Here is a 19,788-nt window from a genome sequence, read left to right on the forward strand (position 1 = left end):
CGTGTCTTGTCCGGTTATCGAACTCGCTCAACAGTTGATTAAACGCCCTTCCCTCAGCCCGAATGATGAAGGCTGCCAGGAACTCATGACCGAACGCCTGAAAGCCATTGGCTTCACCATTGAACCGATGAATTTCGGCGATACGCAAAACGTCTGGGCCTGGCGCGGCACCGGGAAAACGCTAGCATTCGCCGGGCACACCGATATCGTGCCAAGCGGTGACGAAAGCCGCTGGCAGCATCCGCCTTTTGAACCCACCATTCGTGACGGCATGTTATACGGCCGCGGCGCGGCGGATATGAAAGGCTCACTGGCGGCCATGGTGGTTGCCGCCGAGCGTTTCGTCGCCGCCAACCCCGACCATCAGGGACGGCTGGCTTTTTTGATCACCTCGGATGAGGAAGCCAGCGCCGTTAATGGTACGGTAAAAGTGGTTGAAACCCTGATGGCGCGTAATGAGCGATTGGATTATTGCCTGGTGGGCGAACCGTCGAGCACCGCTATCGTCGGCGACGTGGTGAAAAACGGCCGCCGTGGCTCCATTACCGCCAATCTGCGCGTACAGGGCGTTCAAGGCCACGTCGCCTATCCGCATCTGGCCGACAACCCGGTACACCGGGCAATACCGGCGCTCAATGAGCTGGTTGAGACGCAATGGGATCAGGGTAATGAATTTTTTCCCCCCACCAGCATGCAAATCGCCAACGTTCAGGCCGGCACCGGAAGTAATAACGTCATTCCCGGCGAGCTGTTGGTACAATTCAATTTCCGGTTCAGCACCGAACTGACGGACGAACTCATTAAACAACGCGTTGCAGAACTGCTGGACCGTCATCAACTGCGCTACACTATTGACTGGCAGCTTTCCGGCCAGCCGTTCCTGACCGCACGCGGGGAACTGGTCGACGCGGTGGTTAACGCCGTAGAGCATTATAATGAAGTCACGCCGCAGTTGTTGACCAACGGCGGCACATCCGATGGGCGTTTTATCGCCCGTATGGGCGCTCAGGTGGTGGAGCTTGGGCCGGTAAACGCCACTATTCATAAAGTGGACGAGTGCGTCAGCGCTGCGGACTTGCAACTGCTCAGCCGGATGTATCAGCGGATTATGGAGCAATTGATCGCATGATTACTCATGCCATGCTAACCGGGAAAAACGACAGTCATCTGGTTACGCTCAGCGGACACCATCGCCTTCAGCCTGAAGCGGCTATCGCGTTTCAGGCTTTACAGCGCGCAGCGGAAAAAGACGGATTTAACGTACAACCTGCCAGCACCTTTCGTGATTTCGATCGCCAGCGTTTGATCTGGAACGGTAAATTCCGCGGAGAACGCCCGGTAATGGGTGAACAGGGTCAGCCGCTGGACGTATTATCGCTGGATGACGGCGAACGCTGTGAAGCCATTTTAAGGTGGTCGGCAATGCCGGGCGCCAGCCGTCACCACTGGGGCAGCGATCTGGATATCTACGATCCGGACCGCCTCCCGAAAGGGCAAAGGCTACAGTTGGAACCCTGGGAATACGAATCCGGCGGTTATTTCGCCGACCTGAACGACTGGCTCAGCCGGCATATGCATGAATTCGGCTTTTATCGCCCTTATGAACACGATCTCGGCGGCGTCGCCGCCGAACTCTGGCATATCAGCTATTATCCATTAGCACAGCATGCGGAAAAACAACTCACGTCGGGCATTATTTTGTCCGCCTGGCGAGGTGAGGATATCGCCGGTTATGACTGGCTATGCGAACACCTGCCGCAGTTGTTTACCCGTTTTATACACAACGTCGACGAGGCTTAATCATGGCATGGCTGGCTGATTACTGGTGGATAATCCTGATTATCCTGTTCGGAATGTTGTTGAACGGCATTAAAGAACTGCGCAATGTCGACCATAAACGTTTTCTGCTGCATAAGCCGAAACTTCCCCCGCATCGGGACAACAACGATAAATGGGATGAAGAAGACGATGACTGGCCGAAGAAAAAACCCTGAGCAATATCCTACTACGTTACATATAGCTCATATCATCTTTCCTCACACGGATACGCAGCTATGTCCACTCTTTCTGAGCCATGCACCTACCGTGGTTGGCACCGCTGAATGGCTTGTGGCTTCTCAGGGAAGAGGATCACTCTCGGCCGGAAACCACATCGCCACTCCGCGCCCAGTTGCGCCAATACAGACTGGCAGTCAAATCGTACTCACGCAGCGCGCCAGCCGTTTCCTCACGCCACTGCCGCAGCATGGTTTTTTTCCCCGATAGGCCAAGTACGCTGACAATCCGTTCCCCCTGCATGGGTTCTTCGATCAGCAAACGTAATGCGGGAAGAGGAAGTTCTGAGCTGAAAACCAGCCGCGATAGCGCCGCGTAACAGGCTTCCATTGGCCGGTGGGCAAACGCAAAACCGGCCAGCGTGCGCCAGTCCTCCTGCTCCAGTTCCGTCGTTTCGTCCAGCGGCAATGATAAATCCAGCGGAATAAGGCGTCGCAGCCAGAACCAATCCCGCGCCAATTGCCGCACGCCCTGCGCCGCCAGCGAGCGGCCTTTCGAACTCAAGGGCAATATCGCCATCGCGTTGTAACAGCCGCTGCTGGCTTCACGATGGCTGCCGATGCGCACCAGTTGAAAACCGCATGACCGCCAGAATGCCCACAGATCCGGTTGATAGCCAAAACTGACCGACAGAAAATCCAATCCTTGTTCATCTGCCGCCCGCTGTTGAAATGCGATTAAAGCCCGCCCGATGCCCTGTCGCCGGTAAGCCGCGGCTATCGCGATGCGGCTGACTCTGCGTGAACGAAGCATCGGCGCCATCCATTGCCCGCCGTGCGCGGCCAACGACTGGGCCACCAGATTACCGCGCGGCCGTCGCCGTCCGGCCCACACCTCGTGCGCCAGTTCGCCGGTTAAGCCGCCTTCCTCCACCATCCACAGTATGCCGCTAAGCGAGCCGGCCACGCTGGCGCTGCACACCTGCATACCCGGCGCATCCAACAGGCGACGTAAATCAAGGGGAGAGGTACGGTAGTGAGCGCTGCACAACAAAGCATAACACTGCTGTAAACGCTGCGGATGCAAGAGCCAACTTTGCGCGCTCTCCTCGCTGAGCGCCGGTGCAGCTCGCGGCGCAACAGGTGCTCCGGCATCTTCAGACCGGCATGACTCGGTGAACAGCAGCGCATTATCCACGATGCGCTCCAGCGGATCGTTTTTAGCCCAGCGTAACGGTTCATCCAGAGCGAACGCCTGCCATTGCGGCAGTGAGGCGCAGAACTTCAACAGGAACCCGCGCCCGGTGCCTTCATATCCCTGTACGGTGGTCGTGAGCAAAACTCGCGGGAAATAGCTCACCAGTTCGGCGAGCAACGGCGATGGGATCGCGGCGGCTTCATCAATCAGCAGCCAGTCAACAGGGGGGAAAGGATTGAGACGGCAATACGCCAGCAAGGCATCCGGCGCCCAAAACCGGGCGTCCTCCCGAGCATAATGTTGTAATACATCCGTCGCCGAACGAGAAGGCGCGGTGATCCAACAGGTTGCCGGACAACGGTGCGTCAACATCCCCGCCAGCGCTGATTTCCCCCGTCCTCGCGGGGCGGTGACGATATAAACTCCCGGCGATGCCGCACTCAGCGTTTGCAGAACGGACAGTTGTTGAGCGGTTGGTTGACCATCGGCGGGCCGCCAGTCAGGCCGGGGAGCCAATGGACGGATAGCCGCCTCACTCCCCTGACGCCAGATGACGACATCATCATCCGCCAGCAAATGGCGCTGAAAATGCCGCACAAAATGCGGAGTGGCGATAGGCCGGGGCTGCTCACTCCAGCGCAGGCTGTCTTCATCAGGCTGCGCCGACCATGAGCGCCACTCAGGCGCCAGCAGGATCAACCAGCTCCCCGCCCGCAACGCGCCCGCCAACATCGCCCAGGCTTCCACATCCAGCCCCTGCCGGGCATCAAATACCGCATGGGTGAATTCCCGCCCGAGCAATGTGCGCACTTTGCCCGCGGGCAATGCCGTCAGGCCGTTCGGCTCGCAGGAACCGATCCACAGACCGTCGCCGTCAAGTTGACTACGCAGAGTTAACGCCTGTTTGCCGCACCAGTCGGCATCCCCGCTGAGCACCATCAGGCGACGAACGCCGGCACGCTGCTGTTGGCGCTGGCCGTTGGCAAAATCGGAACAGAAAACGTTCATCGGCGGCGGAGACGATCAGGTTTTTCCGATCAACAGAGAAAGCAGACCCGCGGCGATCAGCGGCCCGACGGGAACGCCGCGAAACAGCGCCACGCCCATGACGGTGCCGACCAGCAGCCCCGCAACCACCGACGGCTGGCTACTCATTAGCGAAACGCCGCGCCCGCCCAACCAGGAAACCGCCACGCCGATCACAATCGCCAGTATCGATTTCCAGCTCAGGAACGAATTCATCACCTCGCCGGCGGTAATTTTTCCACTGGCAATGGGCGCCATCACCCCGATAGTTAGAATCACAATACCGATGCTTAGACCGTATTTTTCCACCCACGGAAAATAGTTATTCAGCGGCGTAATACGTACAGCCAGTAAAATCAGAATCGCCAGCGTAACGGTCATGTTATGGCTGATGATTCCCAGTCCGGCCAGCACCAGTAAAATTAACAGCGTCGGATCAAAATAGGCCATGAAAAATCCTTGCCCGAATAGCAGAGAAGAAAAAAGAAAATAGCGATGTTCGCGGCTTTCGCCAAGGCGGGCAATAATAGCACTAAATAAGCAGTCGGCGCAGGAGGATATCGGACATCAATCCATCAATCACGGAGAGGCCGTTTATTGAAACGGGGAATAAGTTGCCAGACCTGTTCAGCATCTGACAACCTGAAACGAAAACGATTGCGCAGTTAGTCTAATTTTACGCCGATACGCTGTGCGACTTCTTCGTACGCTTCAATTACTCCCCCGAGGCTCTGGCGGAAGCGATCTTTGTCCATTTTGTTCAGCGTGGCCTTATCCCACAGGCGGCTGCCGTCCGGCGAGAATTCATCGCCCAATACCACTTCGCCTTTAAATAAACCGAACTCCAGTTTGAAGTCCACCAGGATCAGGCCGGCGTCATCAAACAGTTTGCTCAGGACGTCATTCGCTTTATAGCTCAGTTCTTTCATGCGCGCGAGATTCTCTTCACTCACCCAGCCGAACGTTTTGCAGTAAGACTCGTTCACCATTGGGTCGTGCATGGCGTCATTTTTCAGGAACAGGTCAAACAGCGGCGGATTGAGCGCAATCCCTTCTTCAACCCCCAGGCGTTTTACCAGCGAACCTGCGGCGCGGTTACGCACAACGCATTCTACCGGCACCATATCCAGTTTTTTCACCAGCACTTCGTTATCAGACAGCAGGCTCACCATTTGCGTAGGGATTCCGGCTTCTTCCAGTTTGCTCATGATGAAATGGTTGAACTTGTTGTTCACCATCCCTTTACGATCGAACTGCTCAATGCGCTGACCATCCAATGCTGACGTATCATTGCGAAACTCCAGCACCAGCAGGTCAGGATCTTCGGTGGTGTAGACGGTTTTCGCCTTTCCACGATACAACTCAGCTAGCTTTTGCATCTTTATTACTCCACACAGTGAGGGCCAACCGCATACGGCCCGAGAATTTAACGCCTAGATTGCTTAATGAAGAAGGGCCGGATAATCCGACCCTTTCGAGTTACTGACTGAATGCCGCCTGGAATACCGATACCAGCGCATCGTTTTGCGACTGACTTAGCGTATGTCCTTTGGAGTCAATAAATTGCAGACTGCTGCGGTTATCAAGATCGCCCACCTGCAATTTGTAATCCCCGTTGGGAAGCTCAGGATTTTTCGCGCCTAGCCCATCCCATACGCTGCTGCCCGGCTCCTTGTAGGTGACGGAAACCGAACCCTGCGGACGGCTGCGATCGGTAACCGTCATACCGATTTTATTCAACGCCGTCGGCAAACGTTCCCATACCAGGGAATAAGGCCCGCGCACCACCAACAGCGGCAGACCCGTATCATCCGCCCCGCTCTGCACATCCAACGCACCGTTGGCGCGGTTTGCCAGCGCGCTTTCACGCGCGGTCGCCTGATTATCCAGGGCCTCGCTGAGCGTATTCAGCATCAACCCCGTGTAACGTTGGATTTGAGCAGGCTCAGTGACCGGATTATTCTGCTGCTGTAATGCCAACAGTTTCACCACCAGCGCGACCTGATACCCTTGCTGCTGCACGGCTATCTGATAACGGCCCTGATATTGAAGATCTTCATCCTGACGCGCCCAGGTGATCCAATCCGTCGTCAAGGTCTGCTCGGCATCCTGACGGCTGGCGATGGTGAAGCCTTTATCTTGCAGGATACCAACGACCTGAGACCAAAGCCGGCTGTTTTGCGCACTGTTTTCCAATAACAGTGTCGCCGTGCCGCCCGAGATTTGGGTACGGGAACCATTCAACAAAGCCAATGGCTGCAACGGCGGACGAATGTCCAGTTCTTTGCCTACCGCGCCATTCAGGGTAACTGGCGGTATATCATAATCCCCATTCTGCACCGGTAAAATCATCCCGGCCGGCGTGTTCAGCGCTTTCTGCGTCGGCGTCTCCAGATAGGATTCATCGCCGCTTACCTGACGTTTATAGCGCTGATCGCTGGAACAGGCAGTTAGCAACATCACTAACGATATGCCGACTACTTTTGCCACCATCGACTTTTGTAATGAATCAGTCATTAAATCTCCCTAACGATTACAGCAAACCTGCCTGCTTCAATGCGCGCGCCACCACCGTCCGACCGGAGTCGGTCAGTGGCGTCATGGGCAGGCGAAGCGTATCGGTCGCCATGAGTCCCAACTCCTTACAGGCCCACTTCACCGGGATCGGATTGGGTTCAACAAATAATTTCTGATGCAACGGCATCAGGCGCTGATTTAACCGGCGCGCCTCGACAAAATTGCCCTGCGCCGCCAGTCTGCAAAGCTCGGCCATTTCTCGCGCGGCAATGTTCGCCGTGACGGAAATCACCCCTTGACCGCCGAGTTGCATGAAGTCCAGCCCGATATCGTCATTGCCGCTCAGCAGACTGAAGTCTTCACTAACCAGCTCTTGGATCTGACTTACCCGACTTAAGTTCCCTGTCGCTTCTTTAATCGCGACAATATTTTTAATTTCGGACAAACGCGCCACGGTTTCCGGCAGCAGGTCGCAACCGGTACGGGAGGGTACGTTATACAGGATTTGCGGCAGGTCGGTATGTTCGGCAATCGCTTTAAAATGCTGAAACAGCCCTTCCTGCGTCGGCCGATTGTAGTATGGCGTGACCGACAGGCAGCCGACGACGCCGGTGCCGTGAAACCGCTTGGTCAGCGAAATGGCTTCGGCGGTGGCATTGGCGCCGGTTCCGGCGATCACCGGGATGCGGCCATCGCTCAATTCCAGCGTGGTCATCACCACATCGCCATGTTCCTCGTGGCTCAGCGTGGCGGATTCGCCGGTTGTTCCCACAGAGACAATCGCCGATGTACCGCTAGCGACATGATAATCAATCAGTTTTTTCAGGCTGACGCGGTCGACGGCGCCTTTGGCGTCCATCGGCGTAACCAGCGCAACAATACTTCCCGTAAACATTGGCCATCCCCTCCACAAACAAGTGCTTCATGGTACTTTTGACCTCTATGCAAAAGCAAGCGCGCAAGGACGTTGTAGGTATCTGACACACGTTTTTTTATGATACCGCGGGCGGCATTAAAAACTCTTCTGAGGTTTTTATTCCGAGCAGAAGGCTCCCCCACAAATCTGGGAAAAGAATTTCTGTAAGTGTAGTGAGGGTTTCGTGCGCACTAATCTCAGTCGATTTCTGCGACCGTCGCAGCACGCGCCCGACACGGGGGGCTTTTCGCGGAAATCGCATCGCTACGCGATGCCTTCGGCGTTTGTGACCGCTGTTCGGGCCGCCAGTGACGCGCTCCCCGCGCGGCACTGGCTTTCGCGACGTCCTGTCGCTCACCCGGCGGTCACATCCACCTCAGCGCGATTTTTTACGCGAAAGAACTCCCTAAAAAACAATATCCTGTTATCTAAGATGATTTATCAAATAACGACTAATTATTGTAGAAATACCTCAGCCCTGCGGGCCGCCGCGTTGCGGCGTTAAAAATTGCTCCCGGCAATTTTTTATGTTTACCATGTGGCTTTGGGAAGACGTACAGGAAGCATTATTTTGCCTAGCTCACAAGAACACTATCTGGTTATCACCGCCGTGGGAGCCGATCGCTCAGGAATCGTTAACGCGATTACCCGCCACGTCAGCAGTTGCGGCTGTAATATAGAAGATAGCCGTCTTGCCATGTTGGGTGAAGAATTTACCTTTATCATGTTGCTTTCCGGGAGTTGGAACGCCATTACGCTGATCGAATCCACCCTGCCGCTAAAAGGGGCGGAGATGGATTTATTGATCGTGATGAAACGAACGGAATCGCAGGCCCGGCCGCCAATGCCGTCCACCGTTTGGGTCAAAGTGGATGTGGCGGACTCACCGCACATTATTGAGCGTTTTACCGATCTGTTTGACTCTCATCAAATGAACATTGCTGAATTAGTCTCTAAAACTCAACCGGCCAAGGGGGAACAACCGCCGCAGTTGTATATTCAGATCACCGCGCACAGCCCTGCCACGTTGGATGGTTCAATTATTGAGCCAGCCTTTTATCAGCTATGTACAGAACTGCACGCGCAAGGCAGTATTAGCGTTGTGAACTATCCACAGCATGAAGAAAAAGACGGAGAGTAGTGATGAACACACTGAAAGCCGGTGATATGGCACCGAAATTTAGCTTGCCCGACCAGGATGGCGAACAAGTAAATTTAACCGACTTCCAGGGACAGAAAGTCTTGGTGTATTTTTACCCCAAAGCCATGACGCCGGGGTGTACCGTTCAGGCCTGCGGTCTGCGTGACAATATGGACGATCTGAAAAAATATGGCGTCGAGGTTATCGGGATCAGCACCGATAAACCAGAAAAACTGTCCCGCTTTGCCGAAAAAGAGTTGTTGAATTTCACGCTGTTATCTGACGAAAACCATCAGGTCGCAGAAGGATTCGGCGTCTGGGGCGAAAAGACGTTTATGGGGAAAACCTATGACGGTATTCACCGCATCAGCTTCCTGATTGATGAAAATGGCAAAGTGGAAAAGGTGTTTGATGATTTCAAAACCAGCAACCACCATGACATCGTTCTGGACTACCTGAAAACCGCCTGAGTTGTTTCGTTTTGGCGATATCGCCGGTGCTTTGCCTAGTAAAGTACCGGTTGCCTCATTGTCCTTCCTGCGCGCCGGACAAAGGATATTCCCGGTCTGCTCCACGATTTTCCTGTATAAATATTTCTTTGTGCGCCGCTGCTGTCTAAGATGCTTATCAAAGCGCTTCAATGTTGGTTGTTGATAAAGGTTGGCTTCCGTTATGTCTAGTCGGTTAAGAAAAACGGTCATTGCCGTTCTGTTAGGGACGATGCTGACCGGTAATACGCTTCCCGTTCAGGCCGAGATCCAGGATCGGCTGCCGGATATCGGCACCACCGCCGGCGGCACACTCAGTATCAATCAGGAACTGGCCATGGGCGATTTTTATGTCCGTCAGCTACGCTCAGGCGCGCCGCTGATTAACGATCCCCTGCTGTCCAATTACATCAACCAACTCGGAAATCGTCTGGTAAAGCAGGCCGATTCCGTACGCACGCCTTTTCATTTTTTCCTGATCCGCAATGATGACATCAACGCCTTCGCCTTTTTTGGCGGCAACGTGGTGCTCCATTCGGCTTTATTTCACTATGCGGATAACGAAAGCGAGCTGGCTTCCGTTCTGGCGCATGAAATTTCGCACGTGACGCAACGCCATCTGGCCCGAGCTATGGAGTCGCAACAGCGCAGCGCGCCGCTGACCTGGGTAGGCGCGCTGGGTTCCATTCTGCTGGCGATGGCCAACCCGCAATTGGGTATGGCCGCGCTGAGCGGCACCATGGCCGGCGCGCAACAGGGGATGATTACCTTTACCCAGGGTAATGAACAGGAAGCGGATCGCATTGGCATTCAGGTGTTGCAGCGCGCCGGCTTCGACCCGCAGGCCATGCCGAATTTCCTGCAAAAATTAGCCGATCAATCACGATATACATCGAAACCGCCGGAAATTTTGCTCACTCACCCCTTGCCGGAAAGCCGGTTGTCCGATGCGCGTAACCGGGCCAACCAGATGCGCTCCAGCCCGATGCAATCATCCCAGGATTTTCTGTTTGCCAAAGTACGTACTTTCGGCATGTATGGTTCGGCGAACAGGCCGTTAAGCGATGACTTGCTGGACGCCTGGGCGAAAGGCAACGTACGTGAACAATTGGCGGCCAAATACGGTCAGGCGATCCGTTTTTATCAGGCCAAAAAATACGATGAAGCGCGGAATGTGTTGCAACCGCTGTTGAATCAGGCGTCCGACAATCCGTGGTTTCTGGATTTGATGACCGACATCGATCTGGGGCAAAACCGCGCCGCGCAGGCGATCGCCCGGCTGCAAAACACGCCGGGCGCACAGACGAATCCCGTACTCCAGCTCAATCTGGCGAACGCCTACGTTGAGGGAAAACAGCCTGCGGCGGCGAGCAGAATTCTCTATCGCTATACTTACGCCCACCCTGACGATCCCAACGGCTGGGATTTACTGGCGCAGGCGTCCGCCGCACAGGGATCGCGGGCGGAAGAGTTATCCGCCAGGGCGGAAAGTCTGGCGCTAAACGGACAGCTTGATCAGTCCATTCGTTTGCTGAGCAATGCCAGTTCACTGGTAAAACTCGGCAGTCTGGAGCAGGCGCGCTATGACGCCCGAATCGATCAGCTACGCCAGCTTCAGCAGCGTTTCCAGCAGTACCAGAAAACCTAACGCCAGATAATTGAGGATGATTGACCGTGACCGAACACGTAACCATTTACCATAACCCGCGTTGCTCCAAAAGCCGGGAAACGCTGGCGCTGCTGGAACAGCGCGGCATCCGGCCCCGGGTGGTGTTGTATCTGGAAACGCCGCCCGATGCCGAAACGCTGACGCGTTTGATTCATCAGCTTGGTTTGACCAGCGCACGCCAACTGATGCGGCAGAAGGAGGAGATTTATCGGCAGTTGAATCTTGCCCGGAGCACACTGACCGAAACACAGCTTATTCAAGCCATGGTCGATCACCCCAAATTGATTGAACGCCCTATCGTGGTTGTCGATCAACAGGCGCGGATTGGCCGTCCGCCCGAACAGGTATTGGAAATTCTGTAAACAAGACGTTCCGATTACAACCCGAGGATCTCTTTTACAAACGGAATGGTGAGTTTGCGTTGGGCGGTGATTGACGCGTGATCAAGCTGATCCAGCGTCATAAATAACGTGCGCATTTCACGATCCAGACGCTTAAGCAGAAAACGGCTGACGTCTTCGGGCAGTTCGAATCCTCGCAGTTTCGCCCTCAGTTGCAACGCTTCGCCTTTTTCTTCATCCGACAACGGCTGGAGCTTATAAATCTGCCCCCAGTCGAGCCGTGAGGAAAGATCGGGCAAATGCAGATTAAGCTGACGGGGAGGACGATCGCCGGTGATCAACAAGCGGGTATGTCCGGCTTCCTGAATGCGGTTATAGAGATCGAACATCGCCATTTCCCAGGCTTCATCACCGGCGATTGACTCGATATTATCGATGCAGACCAACGCCAGTTGTTCCATGCCATCCAGCACTTCCGGCACGAAATAGGCCCGTTTATCCAGCGGCACATAGCCGACAGCCTGACCATGACGGGATAAATCAGCGCAGGCCGCGTGCAACAGATGACTGCGCCCGCCCCCTTCCCGTGACCAGAAATAGATATAACTGCCGTGCTCCTGATGCAAAGCCGTGGTAAGCGCGGCAAGGAGAGACGCATTTTCTCCCGGATAGAAACTGGCAAACGTTTCGTCATCCGGTAAATAGAGTGGCAATGAAAGCTGTGCCGGCGTGTTCAGAATCACCTCAAGCAAGACTGGCAGGAAAACGAACTGAGTCTATCACAGAAACCCAGCCCTGTTGAGGGCGTCGCAAACGCCCCGCAACAGGATAAAACGGCGCGGAGAGTAAAATCCGCCATCGGTAGAAATCACCTTAACGCTGCGCCGTTTCTTCTTCATCCGGCGCATCAAGAATCACTTCTTCTTTGCGGAACAGGCTAATGACCTTGAACAGCAGACTCATGCCGATACCGACAATCGTCGCCAGCGCCATGCCTTTCAGCTCGGTCGCCCCCAGATGAACTTTCGCGCCGCTGACGCCGATGATCAGGATAACCGAAGTTAGAATCAGGTTTTGCGCCTTGTTGTAGTCTACTTTGGATTCGATCAGCACACGGATACCGGAAGCGCCAATGACCCCGTACAGCAGCAACGACACCCCGCCCATTACCGGCACAGGCACCGCCTGGATCGCCGCCGCCAGTTTCCCGACGCAGGACAGCAGGATCGCCAGAATCGCCGCGCCGCCGATAACCCAGGTGCTGTATACCTTGGTGATAGCCAGTACGCCGATATTTTCACCGTAGGTGGTATTGGGCGTTGAACCAAAGAAGCCCGACAGCACGGTGGAAATACCGTTGGCGAACATCGAACGGTGCAGCCCCGGCTCGCGCATTAAGTCTTTCTTCACGATGTTGGCCGTGACCACCAGATGCCCGACATGCTCGGCAATGACGACCAGCGCCGCCGGCAAGATAGTCAGAATGGCGAACCACTCGAAACGCGGGGTGTAGAAGGTCGGCAGCGCAAACCAGTGCGCCTGGCTGATGGGGGTAAAATCCACTACGCCCATGGCAAACGACAGCGCATAACCCGCCAGTACGCCAATCAAAATTGGGATAATCGCCAGAAAACCGCGAAACAGCACCGATCCGAGGATCGTTACCGCCAACGTGGTCAATGAGATGGTGACGGCCGTGGTATCCACAGAGGCGCCGTCGGCGGGCAATAATCCGGCCATGCCGGCGGCCACGCCAGCCAGCTCCAGGCCGATAACGGCAACAATAGCGCCCATCGCCGCCGGCGGAAACAGCACGTCCAGCCAGCCTGTCCCGGCTTTCTTGACAATCAGCGCCACCAGACAGAACAGCACGCCGCACATAATAAAACCGCCCAGCGCGACCTCGTAGCCCAGCGGCAACAGCAGCAGTACCGGCGAGATAAAGGCAAAACTGGATCCCAGATAGGCCGGGATTTTCCCTTTACAGATAAACAAATAGAGCAACGTCCCGATACCGTTAAACAACAATACGGTCGCCGGGTTGATTTTGAACAGGATCGGCACCAGCACGGTGGCGCCAAACATCGCAAACAGATGTTGGAAGCTCAGCGGTATGGTTTGTAACAAGGGTGGCCGTTCACTTACCCCGATGGCGCGACGAGTCATCTTTGTATCCTCTGTAACATGGCTATTTGTGGTCTGCGGGCAAACTCCCGCGCCGGTTATTACAGCCAGACTTATCCCGCACCGCGGTAGCGGCGCAGCATTGTTCCGTGCTGCATGGTGTCGTTGTTATTCAGATGCGGCTCCGCCGAACCGCAGAGCGGCGAGTCTGAAGGCCCGCCGCAAAAAAAAAGCCGACTAATTAAGTCGGCTGCTTATTATTTCGTACCAAATATTTTATCGCCCGCATCGCCCAGGCCCGGCATGATGTAACCATGCTCATTTAGACCTTTATCAATCGACGCCGTGTACAGTTCTATGTCCGGATGGGCTTTTTCCAGCGCCGCAATCCCTTCAGGCGCGGCAACCAACACCAGCACCTTAATGCTCCGGCAACCCGCTTTTTTCAGCAGATCGATGGTGGCAATCATCGAGCCGCCGGTCGCCAGCATCGGGTCGACCACCAGCGCCATACGTTCTTCAATATTAGAAACCAGCTTTTGGAAATACGGCACCGGCTCCAGCGTCTCTTCATTACGGTAGATGCCGACAACGCTGATACGGGCGCTGGGCACATTTTCCAGCACGCCGTCCATCATTCCCAAACCGGCGCGCAGGATCGGCACCACGGTAATTTTTTTGCCCTTGATTTGATCGACTTCAACCGGGCCGCACCAACCGTCAATGGTCACTTTCTCGGTGGCTAAATCGGCCGTGGCTTCATAGGTCAATAAACTCCCCACTTCGGAGGCCAACTCACGGAAACGTTTTGTACTAATCTCGTTCTCACGCATCAGGCCCAGTTTATGTTTGACGAGCGGGTGTTTCACCTCGACGATCTTCATCATTATTCTCCCCTAAGCAGTGGACGGACAAAAAAACGCCGCTTGCGGCGGCCCGCAGGGTGGAGGCAGGACGCCCGGCATAAAAAAATCGCCGGATTATACCGCTTTTTGACTGAGCCGCATACGATTTAAGCCTGATCCAGATCAACCGGCAAGGGAAATTACCAACGATAAGGAAAAATGGAAACCCGGCGACACATCGCTCGCAAACGTTTGCTCACGCTGTTAGAATTAGCGCGCTTCATGGTTGAACCACCATCGTTTTGAACTACAGATTGTGTTAACCATAACTTGTTTTTAACCACAAATTGTAACCTCCGTGGGGACTCCGCAGTGACCGACAAAACCTCTCTCAGCTATAAAGACGCAGGCGTGGATATTGATGCTGGCAACGCATTGGTGGATCGTATCAAAGGTGTAGTGAAACAGACCCGTCGCCCGGAAGTCATGGGAGGCCTGGGTGGTTTCGGCGCCTTGTGCGCCTTACCGCAAAAATACCGCGAACCGATTCTGGTTTCCGGCACTGACGGAGTCGGCACCAAGCTGCGTCTGGCGATGGACCTTAAACGTCACGATACCATTGGTATCGATCTGGTCGCCATGTGCGTTAACGATCTGATCGTTCAAGGCGCAGAGCCCTTATTCTTCCTCGATTACTACGCAACGGGCAAGTTGGATGTCGACACCGCGGCCAGCGTGATTACCGGTATCGCAGAAGGCTGTAAGCAATCCGGTTGTGCGCTGGTGGGCGGCGAAACGGCGGAAATGCCGGGCATGTACCACGGCGAAGATTATGACGTCGCCGGTTTCTGCGTGGGCGTGGTCGAGAAATCGGAAATCATCGACGGCAGTAAAGTGCGCTCAGGCGACGCGCTGGTCGCTCTGGCGTCCAGCGGCCCGCATTCAAACGGCTACTCGCTGGTACGCAAAATTCTCGAAGTCAGCAAAGCCGATCCGGAGCAGGTGACGCTGGAAGGCAAATCACTGGCCGACCATCTGCTGGCGCCGACGAAAATCTATGTGAAATCCATTCTGTCGCTGATTGAAAAGGTGGATATTCACGCTATTTCTCATCTGACGGGCGGCGGTTTCTGGGAGAATATCCCACGCGTATTGCCGGAAGGCATGCAGGCTGCGATTGACGAATCAAGCTGGCAGTGGCCGGCGGTATTTAACTGGCTGCAACAGGCCGGTAATGTCAGCCGTCACGAAATGTATCGCACTTTTAACTGCGGTGTGGGTATGATTATCGCACTGCCGGCCGAGCAGGCAGATGAGGCCGTTGCGTTGTTGAACGACAGTGGCGAAAGCGCATGGAAAATCGGCGTCATTACGCAAACCGACGCCGGAGACACAGTGGTCATTAACTGATGAAAAACATCGTTATCTTGCTATCAGGTCAGGGAAGCAACTTGCAGGCGTTGATTGACGCCGGCAAGCGCGGACGCATTAAAGGAAAGATAGCGGCAGTGTTCAGCAATAATCCTGAAGCCCCGGGCTTACAGCGAGCGCAGGATGCGGGCATACCGACGCATGTCGTCAGCCCGGAAGAATTTGCCGATCGGGACGCCTATGATGCCGCCATGGCGCAGGAAATCGAGCAGTATGAACCGGAGCTCATCGTGCTGGCGGGCTATATGCGGATCCTCAGCCCCGCTTTTGTCGCGCGGTTCGCGGGTAAAATGCTCAATATCCACCCCTCGCTGTTGCCGAAATATCCGGGGCTGCACACGCACCGCAAGGCGCTGGAAAATAGCGATGGCGTACACGGCGCTTCCGTGCATTTCGTAACGGATGAGCTGGACGGCGGGCCGTTAATTCTCCAGGCCAAAGTCCCGGTTTTCAGCGATGATACGGAAGAAAGCCTGAAGGAACGCGTCCAGACGCAGGAGCATACTATTTACCCGATGGTGGTTGGCTGGTTCCTTTCCGGTCGGCTGATCATGCGGGAAAACGAGGCCTGGCTGGATGGCGTGCGCATTCCCCCGCAGGGTTATGCCGCCGAATAGCGTATACGGTCAGGCGCACACCCGCCCGGGTGCGCCTGATTTTTAATCCTCACACGGCTTCACGATAAATCTCCTGGATTCTGATGGCACCATCCAGAATATCCATAAAAGCGCTGACCACCTCAGGATCGAAATGAGAGCCTGATTGCGCCTTGATATAATCAATAGCCTGCTCATGCGGCCAGGCCGGCTTATAAGGGCGTTCTGAAACCAGCGCATCGAACACATCCGCCACGGCGACAATACGTCCCGGCAACGGAATATCCTTCCCCGACAAACCGCCGGGATAACCATCGCCATTCCATTTTTCATGGTGCGTCAGCGCGATATTGCGAGACATCACCATAAGCTGGGAATCGTCGCCGGCCAATATTTCGGCGCCGATAACCGTGTGCTGCCGCATGACTTCCCATTCGGCGGCGTTAAGTTTGTCAGGCTTGAGCAGGATCGCATCCGGAATACCGATTTTCCCCACATCATGCATTGGGCTGGAATGCAGAATCAGCTCGACGTCGCTTTCGCTCCATCCCAATTGGCGCGCCAGCAATGCGCAGGTATGGCTCATGCGCATAATATGGCGGCCGGTTTCGCTGTCACGGTATTCCGCCGCCCGGGCAAGGCGACGCACCACCTGTAGACGGGTGTCAAGCAGTTCCCGGGTGCGCAGGCGAACCATCTTTTCCAATACATCGTTCTGTTCGTATATCAGCCGATGAGCCAGATGGGCATCAAGCAGGTTACGCACCCGCATCAGCAGTTCGGTGCGATCGAAAGGTTTATTGACATAATCCCGCGCCCCGGCGCTCAGCGCTTTCAACAACCGCTCACGCCCGTGCTCCGCCGTCAGCACCATGATCGGCGGCAACAGCGGATCGTGCAACATTTTCAACTGCTGCATCAGTTGGTAGCCGTCGATATGCGGCATATTAATGTCCAGCAGGATCAGATCAGGGCGGGCTTCCAAATAGGTACGTAGCACCAGGCGCGGATCCTGAACGCTGACCAGACGGCAATAGCCTTCGCTGGACAACAGCTTTTCCAGCACCTTGAGGTTCGCCGCTTCGTCATCAACAATGAGGATACGAGCATCATTATGCTTGTTCATCATGGCGTAAATTCCCCCTATCATCGTACAGATGAGCGTCAATACTGGCCAGGAACCGACCGATATCCAACGGCTTGGTCAGGTAATCGGCAAAACCCGCCGCCATACCGCGCTCAATATCCTGCGGCATAACATTGGCCGAGACGGCAAATACCGGTACATGCCGTAGCCGGACATGAGACTTAAACAGCGCCAGCACTTCATAGCCATCCATGCCCGGCAGGTTGATATCAAGCAGAATCAAATCAGGCTGATGCGTCACGGCATACTCGATCCCCTCTTCCGGAGTATGCATCGCGACAAGTTGGATATGACGCAATTTATCCAGGATCTGCGCCACCAGCTTGAGATTCACCGGGTTATCGTCAATATATAGAATGCAATGCCGCCGCTGTCCGTCGATAAACGGCCTGGGCCGGGCCGCCGCCGGCCTCGCTTCCGTCGGCGGCAGCCGCGGATCGGCCAGCGGCAGCTCCACCCAGAAACGACTCCCCTTGCCAGGCACGCTTTCCACGCCGATTCTGCCGCCCATGGCGTCGATCAGCCTGCGGGTGATCACCAGACCGATGCCGCTTCCCTCGATAGCGCCACGCTCCTCATCAAGCCGGTTAAAGGGCTGGAACAACTCCCCCATACGCTCGCGGGCAATACCGTTTCCGGTATCGACAACGGCGATACGCAGCCCGTTTTGCCGCGTTTCCAACGCGATACGCACTTCGCCCCCGGCGTTATTGTATTTGATGGCGTTGGACAACAGATTCAGCAACACCTGCTTGAAACGAACCGGATCGGCGCTGACCGTCAGCTGTTCGGGAACATCCAGACACAGGGTTATTTGCCTGTCCGCGGCCAGCGGTTGGATCAGTTGCCGGCAGTCGCGCATCAACGCGGACAGATCCACCGCTTCTATCGACAGAGACACGACGCCGGATTCGATCTTGGCAAGATCGAGAACATCATTGATCAACTCCAGCAAATGTCGCCCCGCCTTGAGGATTTCCGTCACATTGTCTAACTGATCATCGTTCAGTTGCTCATCGAACGCCAGGATCTGGGAAAACCCCAGAATGGCATTCATCGGCGTGCGCAACTCGTGACTCATGCTGGAGAGAAATTCAGATTTGGCCCGGTTGGCGCGTTCCGCTTCAATCTTGGCGACCTTCAGCGCCCGCTCGCCCTCTTTTTGCCGGGTGATATCAAGAATGGTGGTCAGACGCAGCCCGCGGCCGCCAAAATCCTGCTCCCTGCCGCGCACAATGGCGGGAAAAGTGGTGCCGTCCTTTCTCAGCATCTCGGACTCATAGGACTCGGACCATTTTTCACCGATCAGCTGCGTCGCCATCGGCACCGCCGTCGGACTGGTATAAGAGAGCACCGGCTGACCGATGGCGTCCTCGCGCCGACAACGGAACAGCTCAAGCCAGCGCGAGCTGACGTCAACGATAATGCCCTGCGGGTCGAATACCACCACCCCTTCGTCGACATTATCCAGAAAGAAACGAAAACGCGCTTCGCTCTCGATCAACTCCCGCTCCGTCTCTTTGAAGCGAGTGATATCAAGATACAAACACAGCAGCCCGACCAGTTCGCCCCGCGCATCGCGCAGCGGAACCTTATTCACGCTCAGCCAGCGTTGCCCGCCCGTTTGCCGTTCGACAGACTCAACGGCATTCATTCTTGGCTGCCCGCCGTTCAGCACCGCCAGATCATCCTGACGATATTTCTCGGCCAGCGCCGGTTCAAACAGTTCAAAATCATCGCGCCCGACGATCTCGCCGGGATCGTTTCGTCCGGCATCATGAGTAAAATAGCGATTGGCGCCAAGATAGCGCAAAGAGAGATCTTTCCAGAACACGCCGGCCGGCAGGCGATCGAGGATTAATTGCCACAGGCTGCCCGAGTCCTGCGGGCACACCGCGTCAAGCAGCAACGCCAACTCTTGCCCGTCCCGCAAGGCGGGGGAAAAATAATCGACGCCTTGCTTTTGCCAGTAGATCTGCCTGGCGATACGGGTGGAACCATCAGTAAAGGCGATCCAGAGGGCAACGCGGCGCCCGTAGCGCGATAACTCATCGTGCCGCGCCGACGCAAGCTCGTCCATCCAGTCCAGCGAGGTAAGCAATATATCGCCATCGCCGACGGGTTGCGGCACGTGTTCCAGCGTGGCGCACTGCACCAATGTTAGCGAAGACAATTTTAGTGAAGACAATGAGAATTCCGACAGATCCACCCCATCACCGCACCGACCGAGCACAATCAGTCGGCCAGGAGGTTGAGCGATAGCGGATTTTATAAGTTTCTGGCGCTGATCCCCGGTCTGGCGGTACGCCCCCATTCTCTTTCTCCTTGCACAGCAAGTTTTACGGGTAACATCGT

At 55.4% G+C, this 19,788-nt stretch carries 19 protein-coding genes; 9 read left to right on the forward strand and 10 right to left on the reverse strand.

All coding sequences use genetic code 11. From position 1 onward, the window contains the following. The first annotated feature begins 1 nt into the window (after position 1). Genes dapE through JG725_RS07550 form a run of 3 tightly spaced genes read left to right on the forward strand, consistent with a single transcriptional unit; the run spans position 2 to position 1,994 of the window. Entirely contained in the window at positions 2–1,129 is a 1,128-nt protein-coding gene (dapE, locus tag JG725_RS07540; RefSeq protein WP_199377447.1) for a succinyl-diaminopimelate desuccinylase, read from the forward strand. Then, positions 1,126–1,800, forward strand: coding sequence for a M15 family metallopeptidase (locus JG725_RS07545; protein ID WP_172289796.1), 675 nt, complete (start codon positions 1,126–1,128; stop codon positions 1,798–1,800). The genes dapE and JG725_RS07545 overlap by 4 nt, the downstream gene beginning before the upstream one ends. A 2-nt stretch (positions 1,801–1,802) precedes the next feature. Next, the gene (locus tag JG725_RS07550; protein WP_172289795.1) at positions 1,803–1,994 is read left to right on the forward strand and encodes a YpfN family protein; all 192 of its coding nucleotides are present in this window, start codon (positions 1,803–1,805) and stop codon (positions 1,992–1,994) included. Between the two features lie 136 nt (positions 1,995–2,130). On the opposite strand, the gene JG725_RS07555 is transcribed toward JG725_RS07550, so the two are convergent. From JG725_RS07555 to dapA, 5 genes are all read right to left on the reverse strand, one after another. Further along, complete coding sequence (locus tag JG725_RS07555) at positions 2,131–4,200, reverse strand: tRNA(Met) cytidine acetyltransferase TmcA (protein ID WP_199377449.1); 2,070 nt, start codon at positions 4,198–4,200, stop codon at positions 2,131–2,133. A 15-nt stretch (positions 4,201–4,215) separates the two neighbouring features. Further along, entirely contained in the window at positions 4,216–4,668 is a 453-nt protein-coding gene (locus tag JG725_RS07560) for a DUF441 domain-containing protein (RefSeq protein ID WP_172289793.1), read from the reverse strand. Between the two features lie 215 nt (positions 4,669–4,883). After that, positions 4,884–5,597 carry a phosphoribosylaminoimidazolesuccinocarboxamide synthase gene (gene purC, locus JG725_RS07565; protein WP_172289792.1) on the reverse strand — a complete coding sequence of 238 codons (714 nt, stop codon included), beginning with the start codon at positions 5,595–5,597 and terminating at the stop codon, positions 4,884–4,886. 100 nt (positions 5,598–5,697) lie between these two features. Next, complete coding sequence (gene bamC, locus JG725_RS07570; RefSeq protein ID WP_199377451.1) at positions 5,698–6,735, reverse strand: outer membrane protein assembly factor BamC; 1,038 nt, start codon at positions 6,733–6,735, stop codon at positions 5,698–5,700. A 16-nt stretch (positions 6,736–6,751) separates the two neighbouring features. After that, positions 6,752–7,630 (reverse strand): 4-hydroxy-tetrahydrodipicolinate synthase, encoded by an 879-nt coding sequence (gene dapA / locus JG725_RS07575; RefSeq protein WP_172289790.1) that lies wholly within the window; start codon positions 7,628–7,630, stop codon positions 6,752–6,754. Positions 7,631–8,219: 589 nt separating this feature from the next. On the opposite strand from dapA, the gene JG725_RS07580 reads away from it, so the two are divergent. From JG725_RS07580 to arsC, 4 genes are all read left to right on the forward strand, one after another. Next, a complete protein-coding gene (locus tag JG725_RS07580) occupies positions 8,220–8,792 on the forward strand; it encodes a glycine cleavage system transcriptional repressor (protein ID WP_199377729.1) in 573 nt (190 codons plus the stop codon). A gap of 2 nt (positions 8,793–8,794) precedes the next feature. Further along, positions 8,795–9,262, forward strand: coding sequence for a thioredoxin-dependent thiol peroxidase (bcp, locus tag JG725_RS07585; RefSeq protein ID WP_172289788.1), 468 nt, complete (start codon positions 8,795–8,797; stop codon positions 9,260–9,262). 250 nt (positions 9,263–9,512) lie between these two features. Continuing rightward, a complete protein-coding gene (locus JG725_RS07590) occupies positions 9,513–10,928 on the forward strand; it encodes a M48 family metalloprotease (RefSeq protein ID WP_370541619.1) in 1,416 nt (471 codons plus the stop codon). A 26-nt stretch (positions 10,929–10,954) separates the two neighbouring features. After that, positions 10,955–11,311 carry an arsenate reductase (glutaredoxin) gene (gene arsC / locus JG725_RS07595; RefSeq protein ID WP_199377453.1) on the forward strand — a complete coding sequence of 119 codons (357 nt, stop codon included), beginning with the start codon at positions 10,955–10,957 and terminating at the stop codon, positions 11,309–11,311. A 14-nt stretch (positions 11,312–11,325) separates the two neighbouring features. On the opposite strand, the gene hda is transcribed toward arsC, so the two are convergent. From hda to upp, 3 genes are all read right to left on the reverse strand, one after another. Beyond that, positions 11,326–12,033: a DnaA inactivator Hda gene (hda, locus tag JG725_RS07600; RefSeq protein ID WP_199377730.1), complete on the reverse strand. Its 708-nt coding sequence runs from the start codon at positions 12,031–12,033 to the stop codon at positions 11,326–11,328. 130 nt (positions 12,034–12,163) lie between these two features. After that, complete coding sequence (uraA, locus tag JG725_RS07605) at positions 12,164–13,456, reverse strand: uracil permease (protein ID WP_172289784.1); 1,293 nt, start codon at positions 13,454–13,456, stop codon at positions 12,164–12,166. Between the two features lie 215 nt (positions 13,457–13,671). Next, positions 13,672–14,298, reverse strand: a complete 627-nt coding sequence (upp, locus tag JG725_RS07610; protein ID WP_172290024.1) for a uracil phosphoribosyltransferase — start codon at positions 14,296–14,298, stop codon at positions 13,672–13,674. Positions 14,299–14,631: 333 nt separating this feature from the next. Between upp and purM the strand changes: the two genes are divergently transcribed. Both purM and purN read left to right on the forward strand, forming a co-directional pair. Continuing rightward, a complete protein-coding gene (purM, locus tag JG725_RS07615) occupies positions 14,632–15,669 on the forward strand; it encodes a phosphoribosylformylglycinamidine cyclo-ligase (RefSeq protein ID WP_199377455.1) in 1,038 nt (345 codons plus the stop codon). Then, entirely contained in the window at positions 15,669–16,307 is a 639-nt protein-coding gene (gene purN / locus JG725_RS07620) for a phosphoribosylglycinamide formyltransferase (RefSeq protein WP_199377457.1), read from the forward strand. Before purM ends, purN begins: the two co-directional genes overlap by 1 nt. A gap of 49 nt (positions 16,308–16,356) precedes the next feature. Here the strand turns inward: purN and JG725_RS07625 are convergent, their stop codons facing one another. Together JG725_RS07625 and JG725_RS07630 are read right to left on the reverse strand one after the other, a co-directional pair. Continuing rightward, a complete protein-coding gene (locus tag JG725_RS07625; protein ID WP_199377459.1) occupies positions 16,357–17,415 on the reverse strand; it encodes an HD-GYP domain-containing protein in 1,059 nt (352 codons plus the stop codon). Next, the gene (locus tag JG725_RS07630; protein WP_199377461.1) at positions 17,399–19,747 is read right to left on the reverse strand and encodes an ATP-binding protein; all 2,349 of its coding nucleotides are present in this window, start codon (positions 19,745–19,747) and stop codon (positions 17,399–17,401) included. Before JG725_RS07630 ends, JG725_RS07625 begins: the two co-directional genes overlap by 17 nt. Between the last annotated feature and the right edge of the window lie 41 nt (positions 19,748–19,788).

The sequence above is a fragment of the Brenneria sp. L3-3C-1 genome (genome assembly GCF_016456245.1).
GTDB lineage: Bacteria > Pseudomonadota > Gammaproteobacteria > Enterobacterales > Enterobacteriaceae > Brenneria.

What these genes read in the sequence shown, in the direction of transcription:
- JG725_RS07545 (WP_172289796.1), top strand. Translation starts at nt 1,126, where the DNA reads ATGATTACTCATGCCATGCTAACCGGGAAAAACGACAGTCATCTGGTT.
- JG725_RS07550 (WP_172289795.1), top strand. Translation starts at nt 1,803, where the DNA reads ATGGCATGGCTGGCTGATTACTGGTGGATAATCCTGATTATCCTGTTC.
- JG725_RS07555 (WP_199377449.1), bottom strand. Translation starts at nt 4,200, where the DNA reads ATGAACGTTTTCTGTTCCGATTTTGCCAACGGCCAGCGCCAACAGCAG.
- JG725_RS07560 (WP_172289793.1), bottom strand. Translation starts at nt 4,668, where the DNA reads ATGGCCTATTTTGATCCGACGCTGTTAATTTTACTGGTGCTGGCCGGA.
- purC (WP_172289792.1), bottom strand. Translation starts at nt 5,597, where the DNA reads ATGCAAAAGCTAGCTGAGTTGTATCGTGGAAAGGCGAAAACCGTCTAC.
- bamC (WP_199377451.1), bottom strand. Translation starts at nt 6,735, where the DNA reads ATGACTGATTCATTACAAAAGTCGATGGTGGCAAAAGTAGTCGGCATA.
- dapA (WP_172289790.1), bottom strand. Translation starts at nt 7,630, where the DNA reads ATGTTTACGGGAAGTATTGTTGCGCTGGTTACGCCGATGGACGCCAAA.
- bcp (WP_172289788.1), top strand. Translation starts at nt 8,795, where the DNA reads ATGAACACACTGAAAGCCGGTGATATGGCACCGAAATTTAGCTTGCCC.
- JG725_RS07590 (WP_370541619.1), top strand. Translation starts at nt 9,513, where the DNA reads ATGCTGACCGGTAATACGCTTCCCGTTCAGGCCGAGATCCAGGATCGG.
- uraA (WP_172289784.1), bottom strand. Translation starts at nt 13,456, where the DNA reads ATGACTCGTCGCGCCATCGGGGTAAGTGAACGGCCACCCTTGTTACAA.
- upp (WP_172290024.1), bottom strand. Translation starts at nt 14,298, where the DNA reads ATGAAGATCGTCGAGGTGAAACACCCGCTCGTCAAACATAAACTGGGC.
- purN (WP_199377457.1), top strand. Translation starts at nt 15,669, where the DNA reads ATGAAAAACATCGTTATCTTGCTATCAGGTCAGGGAAGCAACTTGCAG.
- JG725_RS07625 (WP_199377459.1), bottom strand. Translation starts at nt 17,415, where the DNA reads ATGATGAACAAGCATAATGATGCTCGTATCCTCATTGTTGATGACGAA.
- JG725_RS07630 (WP_199377461.1), bottom strand. Translation starts at nt 19,747, where the DNA reads ATGGGGGCGTACCGCCAGACCGGGGATCAGCGCCAGAAACTTATAAAA.